This is a genomic window from Pseudomonas sp. 2995-1 (genome assembly GCF_002742505.1).
GTDB lineage: Bacteria > Pseudomonadota > Gammaproteobacteria > Pseudomonadales > Pseudomonadaceae > Aquipseudomonas > Aquipseudomonas sivasensis.
Window position 1 is genome coordinate 619,810 of sequence record NZ_LJSA01000377.1, and the last position, 15,431, is coordinate 635,240.

The 15,431-nt window shown below is 59.5% G+C and carries 19 protein-coding genes; 14 read left to right on the forward strand and 5 right to left on the reverse strand.

Features of this window, described 5'->3' with window-relative positions:
- The first annotated feature begins 12 nt into the window (after positions 1–12).
- Complete coding sequence (locus AOA61_RS20040; protein ID WP_095184724.1) at positions 13–1,020, forward strand: DNA-binding protein; 1,008 nt, start codon at positions 13–15, stop codon at positions 1,018–1,020.
- On the opposite strand, the gene gorA is transcribed toward AOA61_RS20040, so the two are convergent.
- A complete protein-coding gene (gorA, locus tag AOA61_RS20045; protein WP_032885704.1) occupies positions 1,021–2,379 on the reverse strand; it encodes a glutathione-disulfide reductase in 1,359 nt (452 codons plus the stop codon). It lies immediately after the preceding gene.
- Positions 2,380–2,478: 99 nt separating this feature from the next.
- Positions 2,479–3,318, reverse strand: a complete 840-nt coding sequence (galU, locus tag AOA61_RS20050) for a UTP--glucose-1-phosphate uridylyltransferase GalU (RefSeq protein ID WP_003212579.1) — start codon at positions 3,316–3,318, stop codon at positions 2,479–2,481.
- A 310-nt stretch (positions 3,319–3,628) separates the two neighbouring features.
- Here galU and AOA61_RS20055 point away from each other — a divergent pair, with 310 nt between their 5' ends.
- Together AOA61_RS20055 and AOA61_RS20060 are read left to right on the forward strand one after the other, a co-directional pair.
- Positions 3,629–3,814: a hypothetical protein gene (locus AOA61_RS20055; protein ID WP_003191311.1), complete on the forward strand. Its 186-nt coding sequence runs from the start codon at positions 3,629–3,631 to the stop codon at positions 3,812–3,814.
- A gap of 143 nt (positions 3,815–3,957) precedes the next feature.
- On the forward strand, positions 3,958–4,239 hold the full coding sequence (locus AOA61_RS20060; RefSeq protein WP_032885705.1) for a hypothetical protein: 282 nt from the start codon (positions 3,958–3,960) through the stop codon (positions 4,237–4,239).
- 7 nt (positions 4,240–4,246) lie between these two features.
- Here the strand turns inward: AOA61_RS20060 and AOA61_RS20065 are convergent, their stop codons facing one another.
- Positions 4,247–4,477 carry a hypothetical protein gene (locus tag AOA61_RS20065; protein ID WP_095184722.1) on the reverse strand — a complete coding sequence of 77 codons (231 nt, stop codon included), beginning with the start codon at positions 4,475–4,477 and terminating at the stop codon, positions 4,247–4,249.
- Positions 4,478–4,499: 22 nt separating this feature from the next.
- Positions 4,500–4,853: a hypothetical protein gene (locus tag AOA61_RS20070; protein WP_099602519.1), complete on the reverse strand. Its 354-nt coding sequence runs from the start codon at positions 4,851–4,853 to the stop codon at positions 4,500–4,502.
- A 213-nt stretch (positions 4,854–5,066) separates the two neighbouring features.
- Between AOA61_RS20070 and AOA61_RS20075 the strand changes: the two genes are divergently transcribed.
- The 11 genes from AOA61_RS20075 to AOA61_RS20125 all read left to right on the forward strand — a co-directional run bounded on the left by AOA61_RS20075 (position 5,067) and on the right by AOA61_RS20125 (position 14,780).
- On the forward strand, positions 5,067–5,369 hold the full coding sequence (locus AOA61_RS20075; protein ID WP_003173824.1) for a DUF1883 domain-containing protein: 303 nt from the start codon (positions 5,067–5,069) through the stop codon (positions 5,367–5,369).
- A gap of 25 nt (positions 5,370–5,394) precedes the next feature.
- Positions 5,395–5,559, forward strand: coding sequence for a hypothetical protein (locus AOA61_RS31565; RefSeq protein ID WP_095184721.1), 165 nt, complete (start codon positions 5,395–5,397; stop codon positions 5,557–5,559).
- A gap of 4 nt (positions 5,560–5,563) precedes the next feature.
- Positions 5,564–6,229: a DNA oxidative demethylase AlkB gene (gene alkB / locus AOA61_RS20085; RefSeq protein ID WP_099602520.1), complete on the forward strand. Its 666-nt coding sequence runs from the start codon at positions 5,564–5,566 to the stop codon at positions 6,227–6,229.
- A gap of 75 nt (positions 6,230–6,304) precedes the next feature.
- Positions 6,305–7,351: a bifunctional DNA-binding transcriptional regulator/O6-methylguanine-DNA methyltransferase Ada gene (gene ada / locus AOA61_RS20090; RefSeq protein ID WP_099602521.1), complete on the forward strand. Its 1,047-nt coding sequence runs from the start codon at positions 6,305–6,307 to the stop codon at positions 7,349–7,351.
- A gap of 106 nt (positions 7,352–7,457) precedes the next feature.
- Positions 7,458–8,516: a nitronate monooxygenase family protein gene (locus tag AOA61_RS20095; RefSeq protein WP_099602522.1), complete on the forward strand. Its 1,059-nt coding sequence runs from the start codon at positions 7,458–7,460 to the stop codon at positions 8,514–8,516.
- A gap of 117 nt (positions 8,517–8,633) precedes the next feature.
- Complete coding sequence (modA, locus tag AOA61_RS20100; protein WP_099602523.1) at positions 8,634–9,392, forward strand: molybdate ABC transporter substrate-binding protein; 759 nt, start codon at positions 8,634–8,636, stop codon at positions 9,390–9,392.
- Complete coding sequence (gene modB, locus AOA61_RS20105; protein WP_032885713.1) at positions 9,393–10,073, forward strand: molybdate ABC transporter permease subunit; 681 nt, start codon at positions 9,393–9,395, stop codon at positions 10,071–10,073.
- Between the two features lie 5 nt (positions 10,074–10,078).
- Entirely contained in the window at positions 10,079–11,158 is a 1,080-nt protein-coding gene (gene modC, locus AOA61_RS20110) for a molybdenum ABC transporter ATP-binding protein (protein ID WP_032885752.1), read from the forward strand.
- A gap of 72 nt (positions 11,159–11,230) precedes the next feature.
- A complete protein-coding gene (locus tag AOA61_RS20115; RefSeq protein WP_032885714.1) occupies positions 11,231–12,259 on the forward strand; it encodes a DNA topoisomerase IB in 1,029 nt (342 codons plus the stop codon).
- Positions 12,260–12,383: 124 nt separating this feature from the next.
- Positions 12,384–14,006 (forward strand): ABC-F family ATP-binding cassette domain-containing protein, encoded by a 1,623-nt coding sequence (locus tag AOA61_RS20120; protein ID WP_099602633.1) that lies wholly within the window; start codon positions 12,384–12,386, stop codon positions 14,004–14,006.
- Positions 14,007–14,075: 69 nt separating this feature from the next.
- The gene (locus tag AOA61_RS20125; protein WP_032885715.1) at positions 14,076–14,780 is read left to right on the forward strand and encodes a YoaK family protein; all 705 of its coding nucleotides are present in this window, start codon (positions 14,076–14,078) and stop codon (positions 14,778–14,780) included.
- 144 nt (positions 14,781–14,924) lie between these two features.
- Here AOA61_RS20125 and AOA61_RS20130 read toward each other — a convergent pair whose 3' ends face one another.
- The gene (locus AOA61_RS20130; protein WP_095184714.1) at positions 14,925–15,278 is read right to left on the reverse strand and encodes a hypothetical protein; all 354 of its coding nucleotides are present in this window, start codon (positions 15,276–15,278) and stop codon (positions 14,925–14,927) included.
- Positions 15,279–15,431: the final 153 nt, after the last annotated feature.

Below are 15,431 nucleotides of genomic sequence, written 5' to 3' on the forward strand. Positions count from 1 at the left end.
GACGGAGACCCCATGGCTCGCGGCGGCATAAACAAAGCAGTAGTTCAAACGGCACGCCTGGCGATCCTTGCCCGCGGCGAGAACCCAAGCATCGACGCAGTACGCATCGAAATGGGCAATACCGGTTCGAAAACCACGATCCATCGCTACCTGAAGGAGCTGGACGACAGCGAAAGTCGCCTAACCATCACCGAAGCGCCGATTGACGACGAGCTGGGTGAACTGGTTTCGCGACTGGCTCAGCGCTTAAAAGAGAAGGCTCAAGAGCCGATTGACCTGGCCTTGGCGCAGTTCGAACAGCAGAAAGCTGCCCTGCTTGCCGAGCTCGACGCGCTTCAAGAGGCCCACGGCCAACTCAAGCAGCAATTCGATATTCAGGCCGCGGCGCTGGCAGAAGAAAGCGCTGCGCTGCAAACAGCTAGTACTAGTCTTCAGACCGAGCAAACCCGTAATGCAGGGCTTAGCCAGGCGTGCAGTGATTACGAGCTGAGGATTAGCGATAAGGACGAACAGATTCGCTCACTGGAAGAAAAGCACCTTCACGCCCGCGACGCGCTGGAGCACTACCGCAATGCGATCAAGGAGCAACGCGAGCAGGAGCAGCGGCGCCATGAAGGCCAGCTGCAGCAGGTACAGGCGGAACTGCGCCAGGCCCAACAAAGCGCTATGGTGCGCCAGGATGAGATCACTCAACTGCATCGCGACAACGAGCGCCTACTGATCGAACATCGGGTGACGGCGAAGGAATTGACGACGCTGCAGGAGCAAACCCGCAAAGATCAAGCGCAGCAGGCGAAGCTGAGCGAACAGATGAGCCAGATAGATAGCGAGCGCGCCCTGCTTCAAGAGCGTCTGCGGGTAGCCGTGCTGGAAAGCCAGTCACGCCAGGAAGCGCTGACCGAACACCAGCACGCCAACAAGACCCTGGAACTGGACCTTATCAAGGCTCAGGCCAGTATCGAGGCATTGCGACTGGCGGCCGTCGTTGCAACGGCGCCAGAGGCAACGCCTAAAGCCTGATCAGTCCGCCACAGGCGTGCGCATGGTGACGAACTCTTCCGCCGCCGTAGGGTGCACGCCGATGGTTTCATCGAAGTGACGCTTGGTGGCGCCGGCCTTGAGCGCAATCGCAAGGCCCTGGACGATCTCACCGGCGTCCGGGCCGACCATATGGCAACCCAGCACCTTGTCGGTGTCGGCATCAACCACCAATTTCATCAGGGTTTTCTCCTGGCAATCCGTCAGGGTCAACTTCATTGGCCGGAAACGGCTTTCGAAGATCTGCACCTTATGGCCGTTCTTTTTCGCCTCTTCTTCCGTCAAGCCGACAGTGCCGATATTCGGCAAGCTGAATACCGCCGTCGGGATCATTGCGTAATCCACCGGGCGATATTGCTCAGGCTTGAACAGGCGACGCGCCACAGCCATGCCTTCGGCCAGCGCCACCGGCGTCAACTGCACGCGACCGATCACATCACCGATAGCCAGAATTGATGCTTCGGTGGTTTCGTACAGGTCATTGACCTGAACAAAGCCGCGCTCATCCAACGTGACGCCTGTGTTTTCAAGCCCCAGGTTATCCAGCATCGGACGCCGGCCCGTGGCGTAGAAGACGCAATCGGTTTCCAGTACACGACCATCCTTCAGGGTGGCCTTAAGGCTACCGTCGGCTTGTTTTTCAATGCGTTCGATATCGGCATTGAATTGCAGGTCCAGGCCACGCTTGGTCAGCTCTTCCTGCAGGTGCTTGCGCACCGCACCATCAAAACCACGTAGGAACAGATCGCCGCGATACAGCAGCGACGTCTTAGCACCCAGCCCATGGAAAATACCCGCGAACTCAACGGCGATATAACCACCACCCACGACCAGCACGCGCTTGGGCAGCTCTTTAAGGAAGAACGCCTCGTTGGAGCCGATGGCGTGCTCACGCCCTGGAATATCCGGAATCTGCGGCCAGCCGCCAGTTGCGATCAGGATGTGTTTGGCGGTGAAACGCTCGCCATTGATCTCCACTTGATGTGGATCAACCAAGCGCGCATGCCCTTCATGCAGGGTCACGCCACTGTTGACCAGCAAGTTGCGGTAGATGCCATTGAGGCGGTTGATCTCGCGATCCTTGTTGGCGATCAGCGTCGCCCAATCAAAATTCGCCTCCCCAAGGGACCAGCCAAAGCCACTGGCCTGCTCGAAGTCTTCGGCAAAATGCGCGCCGTACACCAACAGCTTCTTAGGTACGCAGCCCACGTTAACGCAGGTGCCGCCCAAATAGCGGCTTTCCGCCACGGCCACCTTGGCGCCAAAGCCCGCAGCAAAGCGCGCCGCACGAACACCGCCGGAACCGGCGCCAATTACATACAGATCAAAATCGTAGGCCATTTCACTCTCCTCGGCAGGACATCAGCATACCGACTTACATGGGGCTGAAAAACGAAAAAGCCACCCGAAGGTGGCTTTTTAGCAGCGGGCAAGCGTGAATCAGTAAGCCTTGCCAGTCTTGTAGAAGTGCTCGTAGCAGAAGTTGGTTGCTTCGATGTAGCCTTCGGCGCCACCGCAGTCAAAACGACGACCCTTGAACTTGTACGCGATCACGCAACCGTCTTTGGCCTGCTTCAACAGGGCGTCGGTGATTTGGATTTCACCACCCTTGCCTGGCTCGGTTTCTTCGATCAGCTTGAAGATGTCCGGAGTCAGGATGTAACGACCGATGATCGCCAGGTTCGACGGTGCATCTTCAGGCGCCGGCTTCTCAACCATGTCGCGTACGCGGATCAGGCCATCACCAATGTCGTCACCGGCGATCACGCCGTACTTGTTGGTCTCTTGAGGATCAACTTCTTGAACCGCAACGATGGTGCAACGGTATTTCTGGTACAGCTTGACCATTTGGGTCAGTACGCCGTCGCCTTCCAGGTTCACACACAGGTCGTCCGCGAGCACCACGGCGAACGGTTCGTCACCGATCAGCGGGCGACCGGTCAGGATGGCGTGGCCAAGGCCTTTCATCTGGGTCTGACGGGTGTAGGAGAACGAGCACTCGTCCAGCAGCTTGCGGATACCGACCAGGTATTTTTCCTTGTCGGTGCCCTTGATTTGGTTTTCCAGCTCGTAGCTGATGTCGAAGTGGTCTTCCAGGGCGCGTTTACCACGACCGGTAACGATGGAGATTTCGTTCAGACCGGCATCCAATGCCTCTTCGACGCCGTACTGAATCAGTGGCTTGTTTACCACCGGCAGCATCTCTTTAGGCATGGCCTTGGTCGCTGGCAAGAAGCGAGTGCCGTAACCGGCTGCTGGGAACAAGCATTTCTTGATCATATAAGTCCTTACAAAGGGCTGTGCGTACGGAATTCGGCGCAGTCTAATCACGCCGCAGTCACCTTACAATGGGTCCTGCTGGCGTTGCGATGTCAACATAGAGAAAAAATGTCGGCGTAAGTTCCACTTATCTTACGAAGAACGTTTGCACCGCCACGGCAAAAAATGCCCCCGCGCCCCTGTTTAAAAGAGCGTAAACCCTTTTAGCACGCTTTCAAGGCCGGAACACTGCCTTGGAATAACTTGCGCGGCTGCTCGGCATTTGGCGCTATCATGATGACCTTGAACCAGACCACGAGATTGTTAATAGATGTCAGAACCCAAAGGCGTGAACGGCTACCTGATCACCAAGCGAGCAGACGGCTGGCACCTGATCAACTTCCACGGCGACAGCGTCGCGGGCGTTTTCGAGACCGAGAGCATGGCGATTGCCGTAGCCGAAGTGTTTGTGGATGAAGCGGGCCACGCGTCGAGCAAACGACCGAAGACCAAGTAAGCCTACAGGCCTGCGCAAAAAGCCCCCGATTCAAGGGGCTTTTTTTGTGTTTGTCTGTACCTAGATGGCAGTTCGCTATAATCTGCCGAAAACGCCCCACGACAGTGTCAGCGCCCTTCCCACACCCTCGACGACGAACACTCATGAACAAACTTCTGGCACTGACTGCGGTACTGGCGCTTGCCGGCTGCACCACCACTTCCGATGTCTACCTAAAAAACGGCGAGCAAGGCCTGACCATCGACTGCTCCGGCGAAGCCAACTCTTGGGCCAGCTGCTACGAAAAAGCCGACGCCTCCTGCGCAGGCACCGGCTATCGCATCGTCGGCACAGAGGGCACGCCATCCTTGAAGGAAAGCGACAAGACCTTGGGCCAGGACGTCGGCAATTTTAAAAACCGCAGTGTGGTGGTGGTCTGCAAGTAACTGCAGGCTACAAGTGGATCTCGGCAAACTTGATGCCCAGCTCCCTTAGGATCTCGGTCAGCTCATCAAGGCTGGCAAAGGATTCGACCTCATCCTGATCATCGACCAGGAAATAACTGCGCCCCCCGCTTTTTTTGAAGAACACGATCCATTCGCCAAGGTCGGCAGGATTCTGGATGACATGGGTCGCCGAGATTTGCCCCTCGGCCTGCCGGGCTTGGACGTGTTCACGCTTCATATCTGATTTTTCCACAACGGCATCAGCCAGAAATGCATTCTTCCCCGGCCTTCTTTACGTCGCCCGGGCGGATCGGCACGTTGGACATGCTCTCGTACAGCTTGATGCTGCTACCAGTGGAACGCTCGTCAATTTCGAAAATCGCCGAAGGATCGGCCGAGAACTTCTGTGGAACGATCACCTGCACGCCACCGTCCTTATGCGGCTCGATCTGGGGCGGCCGGCGGGTAGTAGATAGTTTCCGAACCACACACGCGGCGTATTCCTGGGGTTTCTTCCCCGAAATGACCGCCAGCGTCGGTGGGGTCTGCTTGATATCTGCAACCGAAGCACACCCACCTATCGCCAAGGCCAGAACCAACACACTCCACTTCATACAAAATCTCCACTTAAAGACCCTACGACAGCCGGGATGGTAATTTTCTCCCGCCCACGTAGGATTTATCCCTGATTACTCGGTAAATAACTGTTTTAAATTGTCGACGACGTTGAAGACAGGCCGATAATAAACGCGCTGGGGCTGATAAACTCCATCTTAACCTACGTATCGTTCTGATTTTTCAGAAAAAGCCCTTCTGGAGACACCCTCATGAAATTCATTCACCAGCGCGAGCACCTCAATGAGGGAGATATCGTCGTCATCGAATGCTCGCAGACTTGCAATATCCGCCTGATGAGCGATGCGAATTTTCGCAGCTTTAAAAATGGCGGCCGTCACACTTACCACGGCGGCGCGTTCGACAAGTTTCCCGCCAAGATCACTGCTCCCAGCACCGGATTTTGGAACATTACCCTGGATGTAGTGACCCGCCGCGCCATCAGCGTTACGCGCAAACCCGCGCTGTCCCACAAGATTCGCATTGTACGTCGCACCAGCACCAAGCTGAGCTGATTCGAACACGCCACAGGAAATCACCGTGACCACCACCAAATACGTAATCAAGTACAAACTCAACGGCGAACGCCGTTTTGAGTTCGCCCAACTGACGACCAACAGCGTGGAAGAGGCCTTGCAGGCTTTGGCGAAAATCCATGATGCCAGTGATGTAATCACCGACATCAACGTGAGCAAGGCGCTGTAAGAACATGCCCGGCCCCACAGCCGACCTTTTCGCCGATGACGCCTTGCAACAACCCGCAGGGCGCGAGCAAATTGGTGAACAGTCCTACGTATTACGGGGCTTCGCCCTGCCGTGGATTGAGCGGCTTCTGCCCGAGTTGCGGCGCGTGCTGGCTCAATCCCCGTTTCGGCAAATGGTCACCCCTGGTGGTTTCACCATGTCCGCGGCGCTGAGCAGTTGCGGCGCCCTGGGTTGGACCACCGACACCAGCGGTTACCGCTACAGCCCGCTTGATCCGCGCAGTCAACAACCGTGGCCGGCACTGCCCGATGCTTTGCGACAACTTGCCGTCCTGGCGGCGGCAGACGCCGGGTTTATCGACTTCGCGCCCGACGCTTGCCTGATCAACCGCTACGTACCAGGCGCAAAAATGTCGCTGCATCAAGACAAGAATGAACGTCAGTACAGCGCGCCCGTGGTGTCGGTTTCGCTGGGGTTACCGGCGATTTTCCTTTTTGGTGGACACCAGCGCAGTGACAAAACCCAAAAGGTCTCGCTGTTCCATGGCGACGTGGTTGTCTGGGGCGGCGTTGATCGCCTGCGTTTTCATGGTGTGATGCCGATCAAGGAAGGCGTGCACCCGATCATGGGCCCGCAACGCATCAACCTGACTTTTCGCACCGCTGGCTAATTTGAGCGCAAGCTTCGGAGTGCCTGACCGGCGCGGCACGGCTAATCTGGCCGGGATCCGTCAAGAGTGCCGAACATGACTACCGAACAAGATCCGCGCTGGGCGGCGATACTCGCCCGTGATTCCAAGGCCGACACGCTGTTCGTCTACGGTGTGAAAACCACCGGCGTGTATTGCCGTCCCAGCAGCGTCTCGCGCTTGCCGCGCCCGGAAAATATCGAATTCTTCGACACACCCGCGCAGGCCGAAGCAGCCGGTTATCGTCCCAGCAAACGCGCCGCCGGTGATCAGACTCAACGCGCCGCGCAAGATGCACAACGGGTGGCCGACGCCTGCCGCCATATCGAGCAGGCAGATATCCCACCCAACCTCAACACCCTCGCCACCCTCGCCGGGCTGAGCCCTTTCCATTTCCATCGGATCTTCAAAGCCGTCACCGGCTTGACGCCGAAGGGCTACGCCAGCGCACATCGCTCACAAAAAGTGCGCAACGGACTCAAGGCAAAACAGACGGTGACCAATGCCTTGTACGACGCTGGCTTCAACTCTAATAGCCGCTTTTATGAATCAGCCGACCAGTTGCTGGGGATGAAACCCAGTGACTACAAGGCCGGCGGCACCAACAGTGCAATCCTGTTTGCTGTCGGAGAATGTTCACTGGGTTCGATTCTGGTGGCCCAGAGCAGCCGCGGGGTGTGCGCGATCCTGCTGGGGGATGAGCCGGACCAACTGGTGCGTGACCTGCAAGACCAGTTTCCCAACGCTGACCTGGTGGGAGCCGACCACAACTTCGAACAGCTGATCGCACACGTCGTAGGTTTCATCGAGGCACCCGCCCTCGGGCTGGATTTGCCGTTGGACCTGCGCGGCACCGCATTCCAGCAACGGGTCTGGCAGGCGTTGCGCGATATACCGGTAGGCGACACCGCGAGCTATGGGCAAATTGCCGAGCGCATTGGCGCGCCCAAGTCGTTCCGGGCTGTAGCCCAGGCCTGCGGCGCTAACTGTTTGGCGGTCGCGATTCCGTGTCACCGCGTGGTACGCAGCAATGGTGATCTGTCCGGCTATCGCTGGGGCGTTGAGCGCAAGCAGCAATTGCTCGACCGTGAACGCGACCACTAAACCCGCACGAAAACGCAACGTCGTCCAGTGAATAAAACGGACTGGCCGCACGGCGGATGCCCTGCTAAAACAGCGAAAAGTCCGACGATCGCTGGAGACGCACCCCATGAGCAACTGGCCAGACACGCGCATTCTCGACCTATTGGGCATCGACCTGCCCATCATTCAGGCGCCCATGGCCGGTGCCACTACCGCTGCAATGGTCATTGCGGCCTGCCAAGCCGGTGCACTCGGCTCAATGCCTGCGGCGACACTGAGTATCGAGCAACTGCGCGAGGCGCTGACCACTATTCGCCACGCCAGCGCCCGCCCTATCAACGTCAACTTCTTCTGCCACCAGCTGCCCGAAGCAGATGAAGCGCGGGATCGCCGCTGGAAGGCGTTGCTGGAGCCTTACTACCGTGAATTAGGCGCTGACTTTGAAGGGCCTACCCCTGTCAGTGACCGCGCCCCGTTCAATGACGCTGCCTGCCGGGTAGTGGAAGAATTCCGACCCGAAGTCGTCAGTTTCCACTTCGGCCTGCCGGAAACATCCTTGTTGGACCGGGTAAAAGCCACCGGCGCCCGGGTGTTGTCGTCGGCCACCACCGTGGAAGAGGCCGTTTGGCTTGAACAGCACGGTTGCGACGCAATTATCGCCATGGGCAGCGAGGCCGGCGGGCATAGAGGATTATTCCTCAGTGATGACCTCAACACGCAGATAGGTCTGTTCGCCCTCTTACCCCAGATCGTCGACGCCGTGAAGGTGCCAGTGATTGCCGCCGGTGGTGTTGGCGATGCACGGGGTATTGTCGCGGCGTTTGCCTTGGGGGCGAGCGCGGTACAAATCGGCACCGCGTATTTATTCACGCCTGAAGCGACGGTCAGCGCGTCCCATCACCGCGCACTGCGTCACGCACAGGCCAGCGAAACTGCGCTGACCAACCTGTTCACCGGCCGTCCGGCGCGGGGCATCGTCAACCGGGTGATGCGTGAACTGGGTGCAATCAACCCGGCAGCACCCGCATTTCCGCGTGCTGGCGGCGCATTGATGCCCCTCAAGGCCAAGGATGAAGCGGGTTTCAGCAACCTGTGGTCAGGCCAGGCACTGCGCCTTGGCAAAGACATGACGACCTACGACCTGACCCGCGAACTGGCCGAACAAACGCTGGCAAAACTTAAATAGCCCAGAAATAGGTGGCAACTTTGCGCTGTACCGGCGATGGCTAACCGCTATATATTCAAATACATAGCGGTTAGCCCTTCTCCCTAGAACAAGCCGTACATCCCAAGGAGCTGCTTCATGATGATTCACGCCTCACGCCTTGCCTTGCTGGTCGCTGCATTCTCTTTCGGCTCCGCCTACGCTGATGAGGTGCAAGTGGCCGTCGCCGCCAACTTCACCGCGCCGATCCAGGCTATTGCCGCCGACTTCGAAAAAGACACCGGACACAAGCTGGTTGCTGCCTACGGCGCGACCGGGCAGTTCTACACCCAGATCAAGAACGGTGCCCCGTTTGAAGTGTTCCTCAGCGCCGACGACACCACCCCGCAAAAACTCGAAAGCGAAGGCGACACCGTCAAAGGCACGCGCTTCACCTACGCCGTGGGCACCCTCGCGCTGTGGTCGGCCAAAGACGGCTATGTGGACGCCAAGGGTGAAGTCCTGAAGAAAAACGACTTCAAGCACCTGTCCATCGCCAACCCGAAAGCCGCACCTTACGGCCTGGCCGCGACCCAAGTACTGGCGAAAGAAGGCCTGACCGAGAAGGTCAAGGACAAGCTCGTCGAAGGCCAGAACATCACCCAGGCCTTCCAGTTCGTGTCCACCGGCAACGCAGAGCTGGGTTTTGTCGCCTTGTCGCAGATCTATAAAGACGGCAAAGTCACCAGCGGTTCGGCGTGGATTGTCCCCGCAGCCATGCACGACCCGATCAAACAAGACGCGGTGATCCTCAACAAAGGCAAAGACAGCGCCGCTGCCAAAGCGCTGGTCGAGTACCTCAAAGGGCCGAAAGCCGCTGCCGTCATTAAGTCCTACGGTTACGAGCTGGCCAAATAAATGCCCCTATCGAGTGCCGATTTTTCCGCTATCTGGTTGACCATCAAACTGGCGTCACTGACCACCGTGATCCTGTTGGTCATCGGCACTCCAATTGCCCTGTGGCTGTCCCGCACCCGCTCCTGGTGGCGCGGTCCCATCGGCGCGATAGTGGCCCTGCCGCTGGTGTTGCCTCCCACGGTAATCGGCTTTTACCTGCTGCTGACCATGGGCCCCCATGGCTACTTCGGCCAGTTCACCCAATGGCTCGGCCTGGGCACCCTCACCTTCAGTTTCGCCGGGCTCGTCATTGGTTCGGTGATCTATTCCATGCCGTTCGTGGTGCAGCCGTTGCAAAACGCCTTCTCCGCCATCGGCACTCGCCCATTGGAAGTGGCCGCGACCTTACGCGCCAATCCATGGGATACGTTCTTTACGGTCATCCTGCCCCTGGCGCGCCCGGGGTTTATCACTGCCTCGATCCTCGGATTTGCCCACACTGTCGGTGAGTTTGGCGTGGTGCTGATGATCGGCGGCAATATCCCGGACAAGACCCGCGTGGTCTCGGTGCAGATCTACGACCATGTTGAAGCCATGGAATACGCCCAGGCCCATTGGTTGGCCGGCGCCATGGTGGTGTTCGCGTTCCTCGTGTTGCTGGCGCTCTACTCCAGCCGTAAAACCAAGATGGGCTGGAGCTGATGTCGATGATTGATGTACGCCTGCAACTCAACTATTCCGGCTTTGCCCTGGAGGTGGACCTCCATCTTCCAGGGCGTGGTGTCACCGCGCTGTACGGGCATTCCGGCTCCGGCAAGACCACCTGCCTGCGCTGCATCGCCGGGCTGGAGCGCGCTGCCGACGGTTTTATCCAGGTCAACGATGACGTCTGGCAAGACAGCCGCAGCGGGTTGTTCGTACCGCCTCATAAGCGCGCGCTGGGTTATGTGTTTCAGGAGGCCAGCCTGTTCCCGCATTTGTCGGTGCGGGCCAACCTGGAGTTTGGTCTCAAACGCATTCCCCGCCAGCAGCGCCGGGTGGACATGGCCCAGGCCACGGAGCTGTTGGGGATCGGTCACCTCCTTGAGCGAAACCCCCAGCACTTGTCCGGCGGTGAACGCCAGCGCATCGGCATCGCCCGCGCCTTGCTCACCAGCCCGAAACTGCTGTTGATGGATGAACCGTTGGCCGCCCTCGACAGCCAGCGAAAAAATGAAATCCTGCCTTACCTGGAACGCCTGCACGACGAACTGGACATCCCGGTGCTGTACGTCAGCCATGCCCAGGATGAAGTCGCGCGCCTGGCGGACCACATCGTCCTGCTCAGTGACGGCAAGGCGTTGGCCAGCGGCCCGATCGGCGAAACCCTGGCGCGGCTCGACCTGCCGTTGGCGCGGGGCGACGATGCCGGCGTGGTGATCAACGGCACCGTCAGTGCCTATGACGCGGACTATCAGTTGCTGACGCTGCATCTGCCCGACAGCGCCCTGTCCATGCGCGTGGCCCATGCACCGCTGGCCGTGGGCAAAGCGCTGCGGGTCAAGGTGCAGGCGCGAGACGTCAGCCTCAGCCTGCAAGGATCGGAACCGAGCAGCATCCTCAACCGCTTGCCCGTAACGGTCATCCAGGAAATACCCGCAGACAACAGCGCCCACGTACTTGTCCGCCTGGAAGCCGAGGGCACGCCCCTGCTGGCGCGCATCACCCGCTTCTCCCGCGACCAGTTGCACTTGCATCCGGGCCAGACGCTGTGGGCACAAATCAAGGCAGTCGCGGTACTGGCGTAACCATTTGGCACGACCGCAAAACGCTGTGGTCAATCAGACATACCGGCCTGATTTGTTGCCAAGGAACCCGCTATGCCTGACTCCGCGATCCCCGCCGACCTGCCCCGCGACCTGCATTACGTTGACGACACCCAGCCCGGCATTCGCCGCAAACATGTGCGCGGCAAGTTCCAGTATTTCAATGCCAAGGCTGAGCGCATCACAGACAAGGACGAAATCAAACGTCTGAACGCCCTCGCCGTCCCGCCCGCCTACACCGACGTGTGGATCTGCGCCGACCCGCGTGGCCATCTGCAAGCCACCGGACGCGACGCCCGTGGACGCAAGCAATACCGCTACCACCCACGCTGGCGCGAAGTGCGCGACACCGACAAATACTCACGCCTGCAAGCGTTCGGTAGCGCACTGCCCAAGCTGCGCAAGCAGCTGGAAGCGCAACTGGCCGAACCCGGTTTCACCCGAGAAAAAGTGCTGGCCACGGTGGTGATGCTGCTGGACGCCACCTTGATCCGAGTCGGCAATACCCAGTACGCACGCGACAACAAATCCTACGGTTTGACCACGCTGCGTAACCGCCATGTGGACGTCAAGGGCAGCGAGATTCAGTTCCAGTTTCGCGGCAAAAGCGGCGTGGAGCATCAGGTCAGCGTCAAGGATCGACGCTTGGCGAACGTGGTCAAGCGCTGCATGGAATTGCCTGGGCAGGATCTGTTTCAGTATCTGGACGAAGACGGTGAGCGGCGCACCGTCAGTTCCCATGATGTAAATGCGTACTTGCACAGCCTCACCGGCGCCGATTTCACCGCCAAGGACTATCGCACCTGGGCCGGCACCGCCATGGCGCTCGCCGTGTTGCGTGAGTTGGAGTGGCAGCCGGAATCCGACGCCAAACGGCATGTGGTGGCCATGGTCAAGGACGTGGCCCGGCAGTTGGGGAATACACCGGCAGTGTGCCGCAAGTGCTATATCCATCCGGCAGTGCTGGAGCATTTCAGCCTGGGCGAACTGCACACCTTACCCAAGCCTCGGGTGCGCAAAGGGCTCAAGGCTGAGGAAGTCGCACTGGCCATGTTCCTTGAACAGCTCGCCAAGGCGAGTTAGGCTCTGCCTCCTTTCTGCCCCATGGGATGACCGCCGACGTGAACCACTAAGCCTTCCAAAATGTACCTGCAACGAGCCGCCTGGCGTGCTTGTTGGCCTGTTCGACATTGCTTTGGAGGTGCTGATGACTCACGTCAACCGGCTGCCCGCGTTGGTTTCCCTGCAACACCTGTCTTTCCAATTCGCCAAAGGCGAAACCCTGCTGCAAGACCTCACGCTGTCCATCGACCTTACGCCCACCGGGATTGTCGGGCGCAATGGCCGGGGCAAAAGTGTTCTCGCCAAGCTGATCGCCGGGTTGCTTTCACCCTCCTCCGGCGCGCTGGATCGCCCGCCAAACGTGGCATATGTGCCACAGGCGGTTATCGTCGAACCGGGGGATACCGTCGCCCAACTCACAGGGGTCGCAGACGCCTTGGCGGCGTTGGAGCGCATGGCCCAAGGCACCGCCAGCGTGGAAGATCTGGCATTGATCAATGAACGCTGGGACCTCGCCGACCGCTTACGCAGCGCTTTGGATACAGCGGGGTTGTCACAGCTGAGTGCCAGCACGCCTGCCGAGCAACTCAGCGGTGGCCAACTGGCGCGGGTTGTGGTGATCGGTGCGCTGTTGTCTGCGCCGCAGTTGCTGGTGCTTGATGAGCCCACCAACCACCTCGACAGCGCAGGCCGCACGTGGCTGCTGCGGGTTCTGGCTGATTGGCGTGGCGGCCTGGTGGTGGTCAGCCATGATCGGCAGTTGCTCAATAGCCTGGGGCGCATCATCGAGCTGTCGCCCCTCGGCGTGCGGGTGTATGGCGGTAATTACGATGCCTATCGCGTGCAACGAGACAACCAACAGCAGGCCGCTGTCGCCGCATTGGAGCACGCACGCCTGGAGCGCAGCCGCGAACGCAAGCGCCTGCAAAAGGACCACGACAGCCTCCAACGCAACGCCGCACACTCCCGCAAGCAGGCGCAAGTCGCCAACGTTGACCGTTTCACCAAGGCACGCTGGAAAGGCGCGGCTACACAAATCGTCAGCACCGTACGCAGCGCCCATCGGCACCGCAAAGAAGATCTGGACAGCCAGGTGCGCCAGGCTTACGAGCGGGTACAGGATGAGTCGACAACGTTGCTCGCATTACCGGCGTCGACGGTGCCCAGCGGGCGCACAGTCGCGACCTTAATCGATGCCCAACTGCCGTGGCTGCCCGCGAGGTGCGTCAACATGCACCTCACAGGCCCGGTACGTGTCGCGGTGCATGGGCCGAACGGTTGCGGCAAGTCCACGCTGCTCAAGCTGTTGGCTGGCCAATGGCAAACGGTCACGGGGCAATGCAGCGTGCACGTGCCCAGTGCCTACATTGATCAGCATCTCACCCTGCTGGACAACCAGCGCTCGATCATCGAACAGCTCAACCTGCTCGGTACGCCGCTGACCGAAGCCGAGTTGCGTGCGCGCCTGGCCTTGCTGCAACTGGACGCCCTGCGCGTGACACAACCCGCGATGCAACTCAGCGGCGGCGAACGTTTGAAAGCCGCCATGGCGATTGCCCTGTGGCGCCACGTGCCCGCGCAACTGTTGCTGCTCGACGAGCCTACCAATCACTTGGACCTGGAATCGGTGAGGGCTTTTGAGCAGGCGCTGCAAGGGTTTAGCGGAGCGATGGTGGTGGTGTCTCATGATGAGGCGTTTGTGCAGGCGATCGGGCCGACGCACCGCTTGAACTGGACGCAGGAGGGCTGGCGCCTGGAAGCTGTCTGAGGTCATTGCATGCGTGGTCAAAGCGCCCTACCGTAGTGGCCGGATAATCTCACCGTGGAGCCCGGTCCTATGCTGCCTTCGTCCCGAAAGCCTTACGTCAATGCTGCACTTGCCCATCGACAGCGCTGGCGCGGCCGGGTCGGCATGATGCTGGTGGCCAGTCTTTCGGTGCTGGCGGGCATGACCGACGCCATCGGTTTTATGGCCAGCGGCGACTTCGTTTCGTTCATGAGCGGCAACACCACGCGCCTTGCGGTGGCAATCAGTGCCGGGGACTTGGGGCTGACGGCGCGATTGTTATTGCTGGTCGCCACCTTCGTGGTCGGCAACGCATTGGGCGTAGTAGTGAGTCGTTTTGGCAAGCGGCATGCACTACCTTTACTGCTGTGTATTGCTGCGTTGTTGTGCGCAGGCGCGCTGTGGCCGTCAGACGATACCTTGCCCGCGTTGCTGGCAGCCATCATTGCAATGGGCATGCTTAATGCGGCCGTCGAAGAGGTCAACGGTTTGCCCGTAGGCCTTACCTACGTCACGGGTGCGTTGTCTCGTTTTGGCCGTGGCCTGGGGCGTTGGATGCTGGGCGAGCGTCGCAATGGCTGGCGGGTGCAGTTGATCCCGTGGGGCGGGATGTTTGTGGGGGCCGTGATCGGCGCGTTGCTGGAGCAGCAGATGGGCCTGAAGGCGTTGCTGGTCAGCGCTGTGTTGGCTGGGGTGTTGGGGGTGGTGTCACTGAAGATCCCTCGTCGCTGGCACTTGGGTTTCATGCCGCGATAAGGGGAAAAGATGCTCGCCCGACAATTTGGCCTCGACGTCCTTGTACTGGTAAAGAGCCATCAAGCCGGGCGAGCAGTGAGAATGATAAGCGAATGTCCGGCGGCTGTCCCGCCGGGCGTTTCCTAAACAGACTAAGGCAAGGGACTACAGACAAGTCGCCAGCGCGGCCAAACGACGCTTGGCAGGCATCTCATCCTCGGCGGCGTAGTATTTGACGGACGATCCGGCACCCGCACTTTGCACGTCGACGAAGTAATCGCCACCGGTGGTGTAGACGGTGAAACCACCCGCCCCGTTCGGCTCTTTGAAGCCGCCGGCATCGACGCCAAACACGCTTTCATCCTGCCAGCCAAACTGGATGCACTCGGCAACCACCAGGGTGGCCTTGTCCGATGCCAGAGTCTTGTAGGGGGCTCCCGAACGGGCTTCGTTCATCTTCGAACCTGCGCAGCCGGTCAGTGCTGCCAATACCAATGCGCCCATTACCACCTTGTGCATGCCATCGCCTCCATGAAAAAAAACGCGACTGTAGCATTGCCGCGCAGCTGACTGACGCCTGGATGAACTTTGTTTCACTGTGACGCAGGAGCGTGCCATCTATAGTGGCTTGGCTCATTTTTAGAAGTCTCCCTTCTGCCCGCCCTCCCGCGG